The organism is Cupriavidus sp. PET2-C1, from assembly GCF_054515855.1.
The window spans coordinates 559,384-576,332 of the sequence record NZ_CM137259.1; the positions used below are offsets into that span (position 1 = coordinate 559,384).

The window sequence follows — 16,949 nt, forward strand, 5'->3', positions numbered from 1 at the left end:
ATTACTGAGTTCTGGAGCGAGTTATGAGCGAGACCCACTTCGGGTTCGAGAAGGTCAAGGAAGAAGAGAAGGCCGGCAAGGTAGCCGAAGTCTTCCATTCGGTGGCCAACAAGTACGACGTCATGAACGACCTGATGTCCGGCGGCATGCACCGGCTGTGGAAGATGTTCACCATCGCCCAGGCCGGCGTGCGGCCTGGCTTCAAGGTGCTCGACATTGCCGGCGGCACCGGCGACCTGGCCAAGGCCTTCGCGCGCCAGGCCGGGCCCACCGGCGAGGTCTGGCTGACCGACATCAATGAGTCGATGCTCCGGGTTGGACGCGATCGCTTGTTGAATAAAGGCATCGTCATCCCCACCTGTCTCTGTGACGCCGAGCGGATTCCGTTCCCGGACAACCACTTCGACCTGGTCACCGTGTCCTTCGGGCTGCGCAACATGACGCACAAGGAGGTGGCACTGTCCGAGATGCGCCGGGTGATCAAGCCGGGCGGCAAAGTCATGGTGCTGGAGTTCTCCAAGGTGTGGAAGCCGCTGGAAAAGGCCTACGACATGTATTCCCTGAAGTTCTTGCCGTGGCTGGGACAGCGCGTGGTACAGGATTCCGATAGCTATCGCTATCTGGCTGAATCGATCAGAATGCATCCAGACCAGGCTTCACTTGTACGGCTGATGGAACATGCGGGCCTGGAGAATGTCGAATACTTCAACCTGACAGCGGGAGTGGTGGCACTCCACGTCGGGCGAAAGTACTAGACTGATATAGGCTCAAAGAAAAATGAGCGAACTTAACAGGGGAAGCACTGATATGTCGCTATTTCGCGCAAAATTCATGGTGGGTGTGCTGATTGGCACGCTCGCCCTCGGCATGGCGCTCGACGCCAATGCCAAACGCCTCGGCGGGTCGCGCAGCATTGGCAAGCAATCGTCCGGCGTGACGCAACGCCAGCAGGCACCGGCACAGCAATCGCCGAACCAGACGCCCGCGCAGCAGGCACCGGCCCAGCAAGCCGCGCCCGCCGCCGCCGGCGCGGGGGCAGCCGCTGCTGCCGCGCCCAAGCGTAACTGGGGTGGCATGCTTGGCGGCATCGCCGCCGGCCTGGGCATTGGCTGGCTGCTGTCGCACTTTGGCCTGGGCGGCGCCGCCATGGGCTTCCTGTCCAACCTGATCCTGATCGCCCTGGTGGCATTCGCCGCAATCTGGCTGATCCGCAAGTTCCGCGGTGGCGCCAAGGCGCCGCAACAACCGGCCTATGCAGGTGCGGCAGCCGGCAGCGGCTCGGGTAACGGGTTTGGCGGCAGCAACGAACCGGTTCTGCGCCAACAAGTGCCGGCTGGTGCACCCAATCCGGTGATGCCTGCGCCCGGTTCCGTCGCATCGATGCAGTCCGCCGCACCGGTGATGGCTGGCGCGGCAGCGGCAGCAGGCGCGGCCCAGCCCTGGGGCGTGCCGGCCGACTTCGACACCCAAGCCTTCCTGCGCAACGCCAAGGTCTACTACGTACGCCTGCAGGCAGCCTGGGACGCCGGCAATCTCGAGGACATCCGCGAGTTCACCACGCCGGAAATGTTCGCCGAGATCAAGATGGACCTGTCCGAGCGCGGCACCGAAGTCAACAAGACCGACGTGGTCACGCTGGAAGCCGAACTGCTCGGCATCGAAGACAGCCCGGCCCAGCATCTGGCCAGCGTGCGCTTCTCCGGCATGATCCGCGAAAAGGCCGGCGACCCCGCCCAGCCCTTCGCCGAAGTCTGGAACCTGGCCAAGCCGGTAAGCGGCCCCGGCGGCTGGCTGCTGGCAGGGATCCAACAAACTTCCTGAGTGCAGGGAGTGCCTCGCCGGCAGGTTCAAGGCCGGCAGGTGGCATAGAATGGAGGCCCACGTGAAAACGTGGGCTTTTTTTGTTTGCGGGGTGAGGGGGTCTGTTGCTTGGCTTGAAGATCAAAGTCAAAGGCAGTTTCACCCCCCCTGCGGGGGGCGACCTACTTTCTTGTCTCGCCAAGAAAGTAGGCAAAGAAGGCGACCCGGATGGGGCGAAAGCCTCCTCGTCGTCAGACAAAAAGAGCGGCCGGGGGCCAAACTCGCATCGCCTTAAGGCGATACTCAAACATGGCCCCCTCTGTTCCGCTCTTTTCGCCTGCCGACGAGGCGCCCCATAACGGGAGATGAAACCCTTGACGGCTCGCTTCGCATCGCGGGATTGTGTTTGCCACCCGACGGGCGGAAAACACGGCTGCAACCTGAAGGTTCGAGTCGACCAGTGGTTTGCTCCCCTCTCCCGCTTGCGGGAGAGGGGCCGGGGGAGAGGGCGTTTGCAAGAGCGGGTCCGCCAAGTAACGATTGGTAGCCGTTTGGCGCGCCCGAAGGGCGGACCACACCAGCCCGCGATGCGAAGCGAGCCGTCAAGGTGTACCAGGCCGTATGGGGCGCCTCGGGCTTCGGCGAAAAGAGCGGAAAAGAGGGACCCATGTCTGAGTATCGCCTTAAGGCGATGCGAGTTTGGGTCCCGGCCGCTCTTTTCGCCGAAGCCCGAGGAGGTAGTCGCCCCATCCGGCGCGCCTTCTTTGCCTACTTTCTTGGCAAGACAAGAAAGTAGGTCGCCGCCCCGCAGGGGTGGTGAAACTGCAGTTGCCTTTGAATTCAAGCAGTTGAAGTTGATTTTGACTTTAGAACCGATCAACCACTAACCAACCACTAACACCTCCTGAAAGGCCCGCCCCCAGCCCCACCCAATCCAATCATGACCACCCTCCCCACCCCCCTGGCCACCCCCCCGATCACCGCCCTGAACCACCTGCTGGAACAGGAGCCCTGGGCAACCACCATGCTCCAGCCCTTCGCTGGCCGCATCATCCGCTTTGACGCGGCCGCGTTCACGCTCGCATTGAAGGTGACGGGGCAGGGCCTGACGGAGCTGGCCCCGGTGGATGAAACCCCGGCGGTCACGCTGACCGTGCCGCTGCAGCAGTGGCCGCTGGTGGCTTCGGACGTGGCGGGCGGCGGCCAGGCGGCGGCGATGAAGCATGTGCGCATCGAGGGAGATGCCGAGCTGGCCAACACGGTCTCCACGCTGGCCCGCAGCCTGCGCTGGGATGCGGCCGAGGATCTGTCGCGCGCATTGCGCGGCATCCTGGGCGGCCCGGTGAGCGATAGCGTGGCGCAACGGGTGGTGGACGGCGTGCAGCAGGTGCATGCCCAGGCCACGCGGGTGGGTCGCGCGCTGGTCGATAACGTGACCGAATACCTGCTCGACGAGCAGCCGACCCTGGTGCGCCACGCGGCGCTCGACGAGTTCGGCGCCGGTGTGAGCGCGCTGCGCGACGACCTCGCCCGGCTGGAAAAGCGGTTGGAAAAGCTGGAGCAGCGCACCCGCTCCGAGCGTGGCGCCGGCACGTTGCCGTCCGCCCATCGCTGATCGCTCGCGGCCTGCCGCCGCCAGACCCCTGCTCAATTGCGCATCCACGGCTTTATCCATTGCCAGACCGGCCAAGCAGCACGGCCCCAACACTGAAGAACCTGCATGACCCGCTTCCTGCGCCTTTGCAAGATCGTTTTCGTCATCCTCTACTACGGCCTGGACGAGCTCGTGCTGTCTGGTTTCAAGAGCCGCCGCATCCGTTTCCTGGTGCGTGTCATTACCATTGGCCGCAAGCTCGACATGCCCCGGGGCGAACGCCTGCGCCTGGCGCTGACGCGCCTGGGGCCGATCTTCGTCAAGTTTGGCCAGGTGCTCTCCACCCGGCGCGACCTGATGCCCGAGGACATCGCCGACGAGCTCGCCAAGCTGCAGGACCAGGTGCCGCCGTTCGATTCGGTCGTGGCGGTCAAGATCATCGAGCGCTCGCTGGGCCGGAAGCTGGCGACGCTGTTCGAGAGCTTCGACCACAAGCCGGTGGCCAGCGCGTCCATCGCCCAGGTTCACTTCGCCATCCTGAAGGGCGGCCCCAACCACGGCCGCGAAGTCGCCGTGAAGGTCCTGCGCCCGGGCATGCTGCCGGTCATCGACAGCGACCTGGCGCTGATGCGGGATCTGGCCGCCTGGCTTGAGCGTTTCTGGGCTGACGGCAAGCGCCTGAAGCCGCGCGAGGTCGTCGCCGAGTTCGACAAATACCTGCACGACGAACTCGACCTGATGATCGAGGCCGCCAACGCCAGCCAGCTGCGTCGCAACTTTGCCGACACCAAGCTGCTGCTGGTGCCCGAGGTGTTCTGGGACTGGTGCAGCAGCGAGGTCTTCGTGATGGAGCGCATGCATGGGATCCCCATCTCGCGCACCGAGTCGCTCAGGGCGGCTGGCGTCGACATGCACCTGCTGGCGGAGGAGGGCGTGGAGATCTTCTTCACGCAGGTGTTCCGCGATGGGTTCTTCCACGCCGACATGCACCCGGGCAATATCCTGGTGTCGGTGGCGCCGCAGAGTTTTGGGCGTTACATCGCGCTGGACTTCGGCATCGTCGGCGCGCTGTCCGAGTTCGACAAGAACTACCTGGCGCAGAACTTCATCGCCTTCTTCCGCCGCGACTACCATCGCGTGGCGTTGCTGCACGTGGAGTCGGGCTGGGTGCCGGCCCATACGCGGGTGGAGGAATTGGAGAGCGCGGTACGGGCGTGCTGCGAACCCTATTTCGACAAGCCGCTCAAGGAGATCTCGCTGGGCATGGTGCTGATGCGCCTGTTCCAGACTTCGCGCCGCTTCAATGTCGAGATCCAGCCGCAACTGGTCCTCCTGCAGAAGACCTTGCTCAATATCGAAGGGCTGGGGCGCCAGCTCGATCCGGACCTGGACCTGTGGAAGACCGCCAAGCCCTTCCTCGAGAAATGGATGCACGAGCAGGTTGGCTGGAAGGGTGCCTGGGAGCGCATCCAGGTGGAGGCCCCCCAATGGGCCAAGATGCTGCCCGACTTCCCGCGCCTGGCGCACCAGTTTCTCGAGCGCCGCGCACTGGTCGACAATGGCCAGCAGGAGAAGCTGCTGGCCGCTCTGGTCGCCGAGCAGCGCCGCACCAATCGCCTGGTCGGCACGGCCTTGTTGCTGGTTGGCGGATTCATCGCCGGGGTGGTGCTGACCGAGTTGCTGGCCTGGGTTGGCTACTGGTAGCGCGCGGGATAGTGCCCAGGATAGTGCCCAGATTCGCCCAGGCGACGAATGCAAAGTTGATGGAATGCAACGCAGTGGAGGCTAGCTTGACCAAATCCGATAAGGCGCCGAACAAGGCCGCAGCCCCGCCAGCCTTTGCCACGCGCGACGCGGGGGATCCGGCTTTCTGGGATGAGCGCTTCGAGAAGGGCTTCATGCCCTGGGACCTGGGCGGCGTGCCGGCCGATTTCGAGGCCTTCGCCAGCGCGATGGCGCCGTGCCCAACGCTAATTCCTGGCTGTGGCAACGGCTGGGAAGCGGGGTGGCTCCATGCGCGCGGCTGGCCGGTGACCGCCATTGATTTCTCGCCCGAGGCCGTGGCCAGCGCGCGCCGCGCGCTGGGGCCGGCCGGGGCCGTCGTGCACGAGGCGGATTTCTTTGCCTTTGCGCCCGAGCCTGCCTGCCAGTGGATTTACGAACGGGCCTTCCTGTGCGCCTTGCCGCCAGCCATGCGGGCCGGCTACGCCACCCGCGTGGCGCAACTGCTGCCGCCGGGCGGCCTGCTGGCCGGCTACTTCTTCCTGGACGAGACGCGCGGCGGGCCGCCTTTCGCCATCCCCGAGGCCGAACTGCGCGCGCTGCTCGAGCCGGCCTTCGAACTGGTGGAGGCGCGGGCCGCCACTGGCTCGCTGCCGGTATTTGCCGGCCGCGAGCAGTGGCAGGTCTGGCGCCGCAGGGCTTAGGTTTCAGGCTTCAAGTCTTAGGCTTCAAGTCTTAGGGTTCAGCCGCAGGCGCCAGCCTTTGCCTCAGCCCCTCAGCCGCGCACGCGGGCGTTGTGCTTGTCGTGGTAGATCGCCCGGCTGTCGCGGTTTTCGGCGCGCTGGATGCCACGCTGCGCGCCCGCGCCGACATGGCCGTTGGCGCCGGCGCGCGCTTCGCGCCGATCCACGTGAGCCTGGCCGCGTTCGAGGCTGCCGGCCTCGCGGTTGGTGAGCGAGCCGTTGGCCACGCCGTTCTTGATGCGCTGCTCTTGGTTGATATTGCGCTGCACGTCGGCCTGCATGCGCTGCGACGAGGCACTGGCGGGGTTGCCGGTGATGCCGTTATGCGTGTCATGCGCGATGTCGCGGCTCACGTGGTTCTCGGCACGCTGGATCGACGCCTGCTCGCGCGGCGAGACCGAGCCGTTGGCCAGGGCGTGTGCTTCCATGTGGTCCACGCGTGCGGTCTGCTTTTCCAGGCTGGCCGCTTCGCGCGTGCTCAGGCTGCCGGATTTCAGGCCGTTCTCGATGCGCTGTTCCTGGTTGACGTTGCGCTGCACATCCTGCGAAACCGCCGCGGTCTGGGCGCTGGCCAGGCCGGCGCCGAGCAGGCCTGCGGCAATCATCAGGGTCTTGAGCATCTTGGTTTGGCGGTTCGACATGGTGTTCTCCTTTTCCTCGTTGGGTCGTGTGCGGCAGCGTGGCTCGCGGGCGCGGCGCCCGATGTTGCTGCCTTGGCTTCCTTAATGCGCGGCGGACATGGCGCGCTGACCCAGGGTTTGTAAGCTGTGTAACCGCGCGTAAGCCGCAAGGCTTGCGCACCATGGCGGGGCGCCGCGGCCGCGGCGGGCCTCCACGGCGCAGTCCACGTCACCTGTGGCGCCAGGGCTGCACCGTGCCGGCCAATTTCCGCGTGGCGGCGGGTTTTTTTCTCGCCGCGCGGCAGGCGTCGTTATAATCCGCGTTTTGGTGCGACACGCACTCTCGTGTCCGGGAAAAGAAGTAGCGCCCTAACGTAAGGGGCATCGACCTTGTTGGGACAGGGTAAGGGCTTGGGCCTGAGCCTTGAAACCCAACCTATCTCTTGCTTTGACGAACCTGGCCGGTAAAGCCAGGGGAGTCCAATGTGTTGAACGCTTGGCTCGCTAACGCCTGTCGAGTGTGTAGTACTTGCTATTGCTGGATAGCCTCCAGCCATATCGCCCAAAGGCGGGGACGCTCGCCTTTGGGCGAGTTCTCTGTAAACAGCCACTCGAAAGAGGGGGCTGGGTGTTCCATCGACTCATGTCGGGGAGCGCCACATAGCTTTTGTACCGGTCAGATTGAGACCGGCGCTACGTTCTTTGGGACGGATGGGGACGCCTTTGGGAGTTCACGTCGGTCAAGTATGCCCCTACGGGGGTCATATTGAGTTGAGAGGTCCCGGATGTAGAGCGAAAGCTCTGCACGTTATGGTTCGGTCGGACTCATCCGCAAGGGTGTTCCGATATAGAACCTGCTATGCGACTAGCAGTAGCCTAGGGAGACATGCGTCACTGGTAACGGTGGGGTGTGAAGCTCTCCTGACAATGTAGCCCCCGCAAGGGTGCCAGTTCGCCGTGAGGCGGACCGGTAGAGATTCCGAGTAGCAACGGGTCGAGGAGCTAGGCTGGCTGGTATGGGTAATGTAAGTGAACTGCTGATAAACGTCGTAAGGATTGCGGTGCCAAAGCTGCTGATAGGCACTAACCAAAATGGTATGTGGTCGGTTGTCCCGCTCAAAACTCGGGACACGTCGCTTCTGGACCACCGGCGAATAGGCAGACCCTAACCCGGTCTTGTAACGTGCAGGGAACGTGGTAAGCCCGTATGGCTGCCCGAGCGCAGTAAGGCTCAGGCAGGCGAACCGCAAGGAACGCTGTCGGCTGTGCGGGTATGGGAGGTTGGAAAAAGCGAATGCCGGGCTGTAATGGCTCGGATAGGGGTTGAAATATCATCCCACGCGAAAGCGGGCAGACTTCCAACTGGTCAATCGTCGCAGGACGGCTGACAGATCTCGCTTGATGTTCAATTTTCTTCCCTTGAGGGGCAATATGTCCCTCAAGGGGCATGTTGTCGCTCGATTTTGGGGAAGAGTCTCAAGATTCGGAGGACAGCATGGAAGCATTGATCCGTGAGGATGAATCTGCGCCCTCCGGCGTACCGCAAAGCTGGGGTGCCATCGATTGGCGCCGGGTGGAACGGAACGTCCGGGAAATGCAGATTCGAATTGCGAAGGCAACGCAGGAAGGGGACTGGCGCCGGGTGAAAGCCCTGCAACGATCCCTGACCCGCTCGTGGTCCGCCAAAGCATCGGCGGTAAAACGAGTGACGGAAAACCGTGGCAGGAAAACGGCAGGCGTGGATCGCGTGCTGTGGGACAAGCCTGAGACCCGGTGGGCAGCCATCGGGCAGTTGAAGCGTCGGGGGTATCGACCGCTGCCGTTAAGGCGGGTCTTTATTCCAAAGGCCAACGGGAAGGAACGCCCTCTGGGCATACCGACCATGTTGGACAGAGCCATGCAGGCGTTATACCTGCTGGCGCTGGAACCGGTGTCCGAAGGAATGAGCGATCCGAACTCTTACGGGTTCCGGATCAATCGTTCTACCGCGGATGCCATGTCTCAGCTATTCGTCTCACTATCCCAGAGAGCCTCGGCTCCATGGGTGCTGGAAGCGGATATCAAGGGCTGCTTTGACCATATCAGCCATGACTGGTTGGTGCGCCATGTCCCTATGGACAAGGCAATCCTGCGGAAGTGGTTGAAGGCTGGCGTGGTATTTCAAGGCCAGTTTCAGGCGACCGAAGCTGGAACGCCACAGGGAGGCATCATTTCCCCCACGTTGGCAAACGTGGCGCTGAACGGATTGGAACGACAACTAACTCAGCATCTCACCGCAAAGTTGGGGGTTACCCGATTCAAGAAGCTGAAGGTCAATGTAGTGCGGTATGCGGACGACTTCGTGATCACCGGCAGCACGCCGGAGATGCTAGAGAGCGAGGTGAAGCCGTGGGTCGAACAGTTCCTAGCAGTACGGGGGCTGGCACTGTCCATGGAGAAAACGCGGATCAGCAACATAGCCGAAGGCTTCGACTTTCTAGGGTGGAATTTCCGGAAGTATTCGGGAAAGCTGCTTATCAAGCCAAGCAAGAAGAATGTGCAAACGTTCTATCGCGCGGTGAAGGAGGTCATCGGCCGTCACAAGGGCGTTAAGCAGGAGGTGTTGATCCGAATGCTGAACCCCATGCTACGGGGCTGGGCGCAGTATCACAGCCCGGTGGTGGCAAAGGCGACGTTCACCAGATTGGAGCACGATTTATTTCGGGCTATATGGCGGTGGGCAAAACGGCGACATCCGAAGAAGAACACTGACTGGGTGCGGAAGAAGTATTTCGCGACGGTCGGCGGTCGAAATTGGGTGTTCGGAACCACGGTAACAAACGCGGAGGGTGAAACGGACTGGATGGCGCTTTATTCGCTTGAAGGTACGCCCATCCGACGCCACAAGAAAGTTCGAGGGGACTACCATCCTTTCGATCCGGCGCAGGAGAGGTACGGCGAGAGCTTGCGGCAGGTACGCATGTTGCATAACATGTCGCACCGAAAGCAGTGGGTCAAGTTGTACATGTCCCAGCGGGGCTTGTGTGCGGTGTGTCAGTGCAAGATTACCAAGGAGACCGGGTGGGAAGACCATCACATCGAGTACCGTGTACACGGAGGCTCTGATGCTCTAGGGAATCGAGTGCTGCTGCACCCAAACTGTCATATTCAAGTTCATCATCACGGTCGGCCCGTTGCGAAACCGGTACAAATTAACGTACTTTGAGCGGCTTGAGCCGTATGCGGGGAAACTCGCACGTACGGTTCTTAGGGGGGGACGGGGTCAGTAATGACCTTGTCCCTACCCTACATTCGGCTACGACCGCAGGCTAGCTCAGCCACCCATGCGGCCCCGACCGATGAATTGGACTCCGGGCAAGGCTGGCCGCAAATCCCGCCTCACCGGCAACCGGTTTCTCGCCGCAAGGGCACTTTGGGATAGGGCAGCAGCATGCTGATCTGGTTCGTCATCATCTATTGGGTAATCTCGGTCGGCATTGGCCTGTGGGCCGCGCTGCGCGTGCGCAACGCCACCGACTTCGCGGTCGCCGGCCGCAGCCTGCCGTTCTACATCGTCACCGCCACCGTGTTCGCGACATGGTTCGGCTCGGAGACGGTGCTGGGCATCCCCGCGGTCTTCCTCAAGGAGGGCCTGTCTGGGGTAGTGTCCGATCCCTTTGGTTCCTCGCTTTGCCTGATCCTGGTCGGCCTGTTCTTCGCGCGCCCGCTGTACCGGATGAACCTGCTCACCATCGGCGATTACTATCACAATCGCTACGGGCGGCTGGCCGAGGTGCTGACCACGCTGTGCATCGTGATGTCCTACCTGGGCTGGGTTGCGGCGCAGATCAAGGCGCTCGGGCTGGTGTTCTTCACCGTCTCGGACGGCGCGCTGTCACAGGAAGCCGGCATGATGATCGGGGCCGCCAGCGTGCTGGTGTACACCCTGTTCGGCGGCATGTGGGCCGTGGCGGTGACCGACTTCATCCAGATGATCATCATCGTGATCGGGATGCTGTATATCGGCTATGAAGTCAGCGGCCAGGCCGGCGGTGTGGCCGCGGTGGTGTCGCATGCGGCGGCGGCCGGCAAGTTCGAATTCCTGCCCTCGCTGGACCTGATCCAGATCATCGGCTTCGCGGCCGCGCTGTTCACCATGATGCTGGGGTCGATCCCGCAGCAGGATGTGTTCCAGCGCGTGACCTCGTCGCGCACCGAGAAGATTGCCGGGCGCGCTTCGGTGCTGGGCGGCGTGCTCTACTTCTGCTTTGCCTTCATCCCGATGTTCCTGGCCTATTCGGCCACCATGATCGACCCGGAGATGGTGCAGAAGTACATCAATACCGATTCGCAGCTGATCCTGCCCAAGCTGATCCTGACGCACGCGCCCATGTTCGCCCAGGTGATGTTCTTCGGCGCGCTGCTGTCCGCCATCAAGAGCTGCGCCTCGGCGACGCTGCTGGCCCCGTCGGTCACCTTTGCCGAGAACATCCTGCGGCCCTATTTCCGCCATCTCGACGATCGCCGCTTCCTGCGCGTGATGCAGGCCGTGGTGCTGGTGTTCGCCGTGCTGGTGTCGCTGTTCGCGCTGAACTCGCATCTGTCCATTTTCCATATGGTGGAAAATGCTTATAAGGTCACTCTGGTGTCGTCGTTCGTTCCGCTGGCCTTTGGCATGTTCTGGAAGCCGGCCACGCGCCAGGGTGGCCTTGCCGCGATCATCCTCGGGCTGGTTTCCTGGTTGTGCTGCGAGATCGCTTTCGCCGATGCGGCGGTGCCGCCGCAGATGGTCGGCCTGCTGTTCTCCATCGGCGGCATGGTGTTCGGCTCGCTGCTGCCGCAGTGGATCAACGACCATCCGCGTGTCAAGGAAGTCCATCTGGCCTGAGCGTTGCGGGCATCCGGCGGGCCACGCGTGGCTTCGAAGGCATTTCCAGCCCTTTTTCCGCCGGCCCGGCGTTCTCAGAACGGTTTATAATTCAAGGCTTTGCACCGCAAGGTGCGCGCACGGGAGTGGCAACTTCCCGCCCGGCGCGGCCATGCGGTTCCATCCAATTTCCGTTCCAGACTCCTTGCGGAGAGCCACTATGCCGATCTATGCCTATCGTTGCGACGCCTGCGGCCACGGGCGCGATGTGCTGCAGAAAATGAGCGATGCCCCGCTCACCGACTGCACATCCTGCGGCGCGAAGGGCACGTTCAAGAAACAACTGACCGCCGCGGGCTTCCAGCTCAAGGGGTCGGGCTGGTACGTCACCGATTTCCGCGGTGGCAACGGTGGCACGTCCGCTGCGCCCGCCACGGCGGCCGCAGGCAGCGCCACCGAGGGCAAGAGCGAAGCAGCGGCACCGGCCTCGTCCGGCGCAGCCACTGATTCCTCCAGCACCAGCACCGTCAGCACGGCGTCGACCAGCACTGCCGGCGGTTCCGGCAGCGCCGTCGCCAGCCATTGAAGGCAGAACGCATCGTGCCGGCGAAGAAGACTTCCGCCCTCAAGACCTGGTTCCTCACCGGGCTATTGGTGCTGGTGCCGCTGGGCATCACGCTGTGGGTGTTGAACCTGGTCATCAGCACCATGGACCAGAGCCTGGCGCTGCTGCCTGAAGCCTGGCAGCCGGTCCAGCTGTTCAAGGTGCGCATCCCGGGCCTGGGCGCCATCCTGACGGTGGTGTTCATCCTGCTGGTCGGCCTGCTGGCCCACAACTTCATCGGCCAGCGCCTGGTGCGCTGGTGGGAAGCGCTGCTGCGCCATATCCCGGTGGTCGGGCCGATCTACACCAGCGTCAAGCAGGTTTCGGATACGCTGCTTTCCTCGTCCGGCAATGCCTTTCGCAAGGCGCTGCTGGTGCAGTACCCGCGCGAGGGCTCGTGGACCATCGCATTCCTCACCGGCCGTCCCGGCGGCGATGTGCAGAATCATCTGCAGGGCGAGTATGTCAGCGTCTACGTGCCGACCACGCCTAATCCGACCTCGGGCTTCTTCCTGATGATGCCCAAGGCCGATACCATCGAACTCGACATGACCGTCGACGCCGCGCTGAAGTACATCGTCTCGATGGGCGTGGTGGCGCCGACCGAGCTGCCGCGCAAGAGCGGCTCGGTGCGCGCCGGCGAGGCGGAGGCAGAAGCCCTCGCCGAGTCCGCCGGCTCATCGCATTCAAATTGATCGCCGGCCGCATCGGCGGCCGCGTTATTCCGGGAATTCTCTTATGTCCTCCATGCGTACTCACTATTGCGGTCTCGTGACCGAACAACTCTCGGGCCAGGAAGTGGCTCTCACCGGCTGGGTGCAGCGTCGCCGCGATCACGGTGGCGTGATCTTCATCGACCTGCGCGACCGCGAAGGCCTGGTGCAGGTGGTGTGCGATCCCGATCGCCCCGAGATGTTCAAGGCAGCCGAAGAGATCCGCAACGAGTTCTGCGTGCGCATCACCGGCAAGGTGCGGCCGCGTCCGGCCGGCACCGAGAACGCCAACCTGACCTCGGGCAAGATCGAGGTGCTGTGCCATGAGCTGACCGTGCTCAACCCGTCGGTCACGCCCCCGTTCCAGCTCGATGACGACAACCTGTCCGAGACCACCCGCCTGACGCACCGCGTGCTGGACCTGCGCCGCCCGCAGATGCAGTACAACCTGCGCCTGCGCTACAAGGTGGCCATGGAAGTGCGCAAGTACCTGGACGCGCAAGGCTTCATCGACATCGAGACCCCGATGCTGGGCAAGAGCACGCCCGAGGGCGCGCGCGACTACCTGGTGCCGTCGCGGACCAACCCGGGCCACTTCTTCGCGCTGCCGCAGTCGCCGCAGATCTTCAAGCAGATGCTGATGGTGTCGGGCTTCGACCGCTACTACCAGATCACCAAGTGCTTCCGCGACGAGGACCTGCGTGCCGACCGCCAGCCCGAGTTCACGCAGATCGACTGCGAGACCTCGTTCCTGAACGAGCAGGAGATCCGCGACCTGTTCGAGGACATGATGCGCACGGTGTTCAAGAACGCCATCGACGTCGACCTGGACGCCAGCTTCCCCGTGATGGAATTCCGCGAAGCCATGGCTCGCTTTGGTTCGGACAAGCCTGACCTGCGCGTCAAGCTCGAGTTCACCGAGCTGACCGACGCCATGAAGGACGTCGACTTCAAGGTGTTCTCCGGCCCCGCCAATAGCGAGAACGGCCGCGTGGTAGGCCTGTGCGTGCCGGGCGGCGCCGCCATCTCGCGCAGCGAGATCGATGCCTACACCCAGTTTGTCGCCATCTACGGCGCCAAGGGCCTGGCCTGGATCAAGGTCAACGAAGTGGCCAAGGGCCGCGACGGCCTGCAATCGCCGATCGTCAAGAACCTGCACGACGCGGCCATCGCGGAGATCCTGAAGCGCACCGGCGCCAAGGACGGCGACATCATCTTCTTCGGCGCGGACAAGGCCAAGGTCGTCAACGACGCCATCGGCGGCCTGCGCCTGAAGATCGGCCACTCCGAGTTCGGCAAGACCCACGGCCTGTTCGAGGACGTGTGGAAACCGCTGTGGGTGATCGACTTCCCGATGTTCGAGTACGACGAGGACGATGCTCGCTGGGTCGCCATGCACCACCCGTTCACCAGCCCCAAGGACGAGCACATGCAATACCTGGAAACCGATCCGGGCAAGTGCATCGCCAAGGCCTACGACATGGTCCTGAACGGCTGGGAAATGGGCGGCGGCTCGGTGCGGATCTTCCGTGAGGACGTGCAGAGCAAGGTGTTCCGCGCCCTGAAGATCGGCGAGGAAGAAGCCCGTGCCAAGTTCGGCTACCTGCTGGACGCGCTGCAATATGGCGCGCCCCCGCACGGCGGCCTGGCCTTCGGCCTGGATCGCATCGTCACCATGATGGCCGGCGCCGATTCGATCCGCGACGTGATCGCCTTCCCCAAGACCCAGCGCGCGCAAGACTTGCTCACGCAAGCACCGAGCTCGGTCGACGAGAAGCAACTGCGCGAGCTGCATATCCGCCTGCGCGCCGCGGAGCCGAAGACGGCCTGAGCCGGGGTTCGGACTGCTTGAAAAGGCCGCGCGACAGCGCGGCCTTTTTGCATTGGTGGCCGCGATTCATGCCACGTGCCACAGCCAGCACCCAGTTGCTGGTTTCCAATTGTTACATCGCGGAACGAAGCCCCCTCCCGCCCAGTCTTCTCCCTTTATAGCGCCAAGCCGCAAGCCCAATTCGAAGGCACGACGGCCGCGCGGGAGGATTTTGCCGTGCACCTGGATGTAGAACTGATTCGCCAGTTTTTACTGGCCCATGCCGAGACCATCCTCACCTGGCTGGCGGCCGGGCTGGCGATGATGATGCTGGCGCGTTTCGAGCTGCGGCGCGCGGTGCGCCGCTCGGCGGTGGCCATGTCGGAGTCCGTGGCGACCACGGTGGCGGCTTGTGTGCCGGATATCGCGCATGCCGCGAAGACCGGCGGCGGCGGGGGCGTGCCGATGCTGGAGCCGGTGGAGACGCAGCGCGCCGAAGCCCTGCGCCGGGTGGCGCTGGATACGGTGGGCACCGTCATGGCGCGTGGGCGCTGGCTGGAGGACCTCGGCAACCTGAGGCTGCCCGATGACGCTTTGCTGCAGGGCAGCCGCGCGGGCGGCGCGGATCCGTTGCTGGTGGTGGCACCGCAGCCGGTGGTGCAGGCTTACCTGACGGCCCAGCGCAGCTTCGATGAGTACGTCGTGAAGCTGCGCGACGAGCGTCGCGAAGCGCTGCGGCTGCAGGACAGCTTGCAGGCGCTGGTCGCGGAGGCCGCGCATATCGAGCAGGAGACCGGCAGCATCGTGATGCGCTTCGAGCAGGCCAATGCACAGGCCGCCCAAGGTGTGGAAGCCGGTGACTACCAGCGCTTCCTGATCCAGAAGTACAACACGCTGGGCCTGCGTGAAAAAGAGATCGCGCACGAGCGCGCGCAGTTGCAGGCGCAGGTCCAGCAATGCGCGGACCGCCTGGCCGCGCATGCGCAGGTGGCTTCGCGCGAGTACACGCGCGCGTTGACCCCGTTGATGCAGCAACTGCGCGCCGCGTGGGGCCACGGCGACTCGCCAGGCGTATTCGAGACCTGGTTGCGCGAGACGCCGGTTCAGTCCAGCGTCCATGCTGCATGACTGGTCCTGAGCAGCAAGATCGCCATGTTCGTGATGCCCGCCATGTTTCCCACGGTGCCCGGGCGCATCTGCGGTAAGCTTGGGGACGCCGTTTGCCCTATCCCCATGTCCTACAAAATTCCTGAATCCGTCCTGGTTGTGATCCACACGCCAGACCTGCAAGTGCTGTTGATCGAGCGCGCCGACCGGCCGGGCTACTGGCAGTCGGTCACCGGCAGCCTGGACACGCCCGACGAGCCGCTCGGGCTGACGGCCGCGCGCGAGGTGGCCGAGGAAACCGGCCTGATCGCCGCCGAGCACCGGCTGGACGACTGGAACCACACCATCGAGTACGAAATCTACCCGCAGTGGCGCCACCGCTACGCGCCGGGTGTGACACGCAACACCGAGCACTGGTTTGGCTTGCGTGTCGCGCAGCCGGTGCCGGTGACGCTGGCGCCGCGCGAGCACCTGCAGTATCAGTGGTTGCCGTGGCGGGAGGCCGCCGCGCTCTGCTTCTCGACCAGCAATGCCGAGGCGGTGCTGCAGTTGGGCTGGCGGGTGCAGGGGCAGCGTGCGGCTTGCGGAGCGGACCTATGAGGCTGCGCGTCGTCACCTACAACATTCACAAGGGCGTGACCGGCATCAAGGGCAAGTCGCGTATCCATAACGTGCGCGATGGCCTGCATGTGGTGAATGCCGACATCGTCTTCCTGCAGGAGGTGCAGGATCGCAATGACCGCCTGGTGGCGGCAGCCTTGTTCGACCCGGATTACACCCAGCTCAACTATCTGGCGACCGACGCGTATCCGCATTCGGTCTACGGCCGCAATGCGGTGTACGACCACGGGCACCACGGCAATGCCATCCTGTCGCGCCATCCGATCCTGATGTCGGAAAACCTCGACATCTCCGACCATCGCTTCGAGCAGCGCGGCTTGCTGCACGCGGTAGCGGATATGAACGGGGTCGAGGCCCACCTGATCTGCGTGCATTTCGGCTTGTTCGCGCGCAGCCGCGCGCGCCAGGCGGAGGCGCTGGTCAAGCGCGTGCAGGACGTGGTGCCAGCCGAGGCGCCGCTGTTGATCGCGGGGGATTTCAATGACTGGAACCACCGGCTCGACAACCTGATCTGCACCACGCTTGGGGCGACGGAGGTGTCCTCCGCGGGTGGCGCGCGGCTGCACACCTTTCCCAGCCACATGCCCTGGTGGCAACTCGACCGCATCTATGTGCGCGGCTTCGAGATCGAGCACGCCAGCGCGCTGACCGGCCGCGACTGGGCCCAGCGCTCGGACCACGTGCCATTGATGGCGGAGCTTGCACGCATTGCCGTGCCGGAGCGGCCGGTTGTCCACAAGGCCAAGGCAGGCACGATTTCCTGAGGGCT

14 protein-coding genes are annotated in these 16,949 nt (G+C 63.8%); 13 read left to right on the plus strand and 1 reads right to left on the minus strand.

Annotation, left to right across the window (positions count from 1 at the left end; all coding sequences use genetic code 11):
• The first annotated feature begins 23 nt into the window (after positions 1 to 23).
• From ubiE to ACX12D_RS02540, 5 genes are all read left to right on the plus strand, one after another.
• The gene (ubiE, locus tag ACX12D_RS02520; protein ID WP_150987860.1) at positions 24 to 755 is read left to right on the plus strand and encodes a bifunctional demethylmenaquinone methyltransferase/2-methoxy-6-polyprenyl-1,4-benzoquinol methylase UbiE; all 732 of its coding nucleotides are present in this window, start codon (positions 24 to 26) and stop codon (positions 753 to 755) included.
• Between the two features lie 52 nt (positions 756 to 807).
• Positions 808 to 1,821, plus strand: a complete 1,014-nt coding sequence (locus ACX12D_RS02525) for a Tim44 domain-containing protein (RefSeq protein ID WP_459372805.1) — start codon at positions 808 to 810, stop codon at positions 1,819 to 1,821.
• Positions 1,822 to 2,740: 919 nt separating this feature from the next.
• The gene (locus tag ACX12D_RS02530) at positions 2,741 to 3,415 is read left to right on the plus strand and encodes a ubiquinone biosynthesis accessory factor UbiJ (RefSeq protein WP_441640212.1); all 675 of its coding nucleotides are present in this window, start codon (positions 2,741 to 2,743) and stop codon (positions 3,413 to 3,415) included.
• Between the two features lie 105 nt (positions 3,416 to 3,520).
• Entirely contained in the window at positions 3,521 to 5,098 is a 1,578-nt protein-coding gene (gene ubiB / locus ACX12D_RS02535; RefSeq protein WP_416047571.1) for a ubiquinone biosynthesis regulatory protein kinase UbiB, read from the plus strand.
• 59 nt (positions 5,099 to 5,157) lie between these two features.
• On the plus strand, positions 5,158 to 5,820 hold the full coding sequence (locus ACX12D_RS02540) for a methyltransferase domain-containing protein (protein WP_459372806.1): 663 nt from the start codon (positions 5,158 to 5,160) through the stop codon (positions 5,818 to 5,820).
• Positions 5,821 to 5,891: 71 nt separating this feature from the next.
• Here ACX12D_RS02540 and ACX12D_RS02545 read toward each other — a convergent pair whose 3' ends face one another.
• On the minus strand, positions 5,892 to 6,500 hold the full coding sequence (locus ACX12D_RS02545) for a hypothetical protein (RefSeq protein WP_441640214.1): 609 nt from the start codon (positions 6,498 to 6,500) through the stop codon (positions 5,892 to 5,894).
• A gap of 1,474 nt (positions 6,501 to 7,974) precedes the next feature.
• On the opposite strand from ACX12D_RS02545, the gene ltrA reads away from it, so the two are divergent.
• The 8 genes from ltrA (at position 7,975) to ACX12D_RS02585 (ending at position 16,944) form a co-directional block, all read left to right on the plus strand.
• The gene (ltrA, locus tag ACX12D_RS02550) at positions 7,975 to 9,684 is read left to right on the plus strand and encodes a group II intron reverse transcriptase/maturase (protein WP_035867110.1); all 1,710 of its coding nucleotides are present in this window, start codon (positions 7,975 to 7,977) and stop codon (positions 9,682 to 9,684) included.
• 225 nt (positions 9,685 to 9,909) lie between these two features.
• Complete coding sequence (locus tag ACX12D_RS02555) at positions 9,910 to 11,346, plus strand: high affinity choline transporter 1 (RefSeq protein WP_459372807.1); 1,437 nt, start codon at positions 9,910 to 9,912, stop codon at positions 11,344 to 11,346.
• Positions 11,347 to 11,545: 199 nt separating this feature from the next.
• Positions 11,546 to 11,911: an FmdB family zinc ribbon protein gene (locus tag ACX12D_RS02560; protein WP_459372808.1), complete on the plus strand. Its 366-nt coding sequence runs from the start codon at positions 11,546 to 11,548 to the stop codon at positions 11,909 to 11,911.
• 14 nt (positions 11,912 to 11,925) lie between these two features.
• A complete protein-coding gene (locus ACX12D_RS02565; protein ID WP_459373908.1) occupies positions 11,926 to 12,624 on the plus strand; it encodes a DUF502 domain-containing protein in 699 nt (232 codons plus the stop codon).
• A gap of 43 nt (positions 12,625 to 12,667) precedes the next feature.
• Positions 12,668 to 14,473 (plus strand): aspartate--tRNA ligase, encoded by a 1,806-nt coding sequence (gene aspS, locus ACX12D_RS02570; RefSeq protein WP_459372809.1) that lies wholly within the window; start codon positions 12,668 to 12,670, stop codon positions 14,471 to 14,473.
• Between the two features lie 216 nt (positions 14,474 to 14,689).
• Entirely contained in the window at positions 14,690 to 15,580 is an 891-nt protein-coding gene (locus ACX12D_RS02575; protein WP_459372810.1) for a hypothetical protein, read from the plus strand.
• Between the two features lie 105 nt (positions 15,581 to 15,685).
• Entirely contained in the window at positions 15,686 to 16,159 is a 474-nt protein-coding gene (gene nudB, locus ACX12D_RS02580) for a dihydroneopterin triphosphate diphosphatase (RefSeq protein WP_459372811.1), read from the plus strand.
• Complete coding sequence (locus tag ACX12D_RS02585; RefSeq protein ID WP_459372812.1) at positions 16,156 to 16,944, plus strand: endonuclease/exonuclease/phosphatase family protein; 789 nt, start codon at positions 16,156 to 16,158, stop codon at positions 16,942 to 16,944. The genes nudB and ACX12D_RS02585 overlap by 4 nt, the downstream gene beginning before the upstream one ends.
• The last annotated feature ends 5 nt before the right edge of the window (positions 16,945 to 16,949 follow it).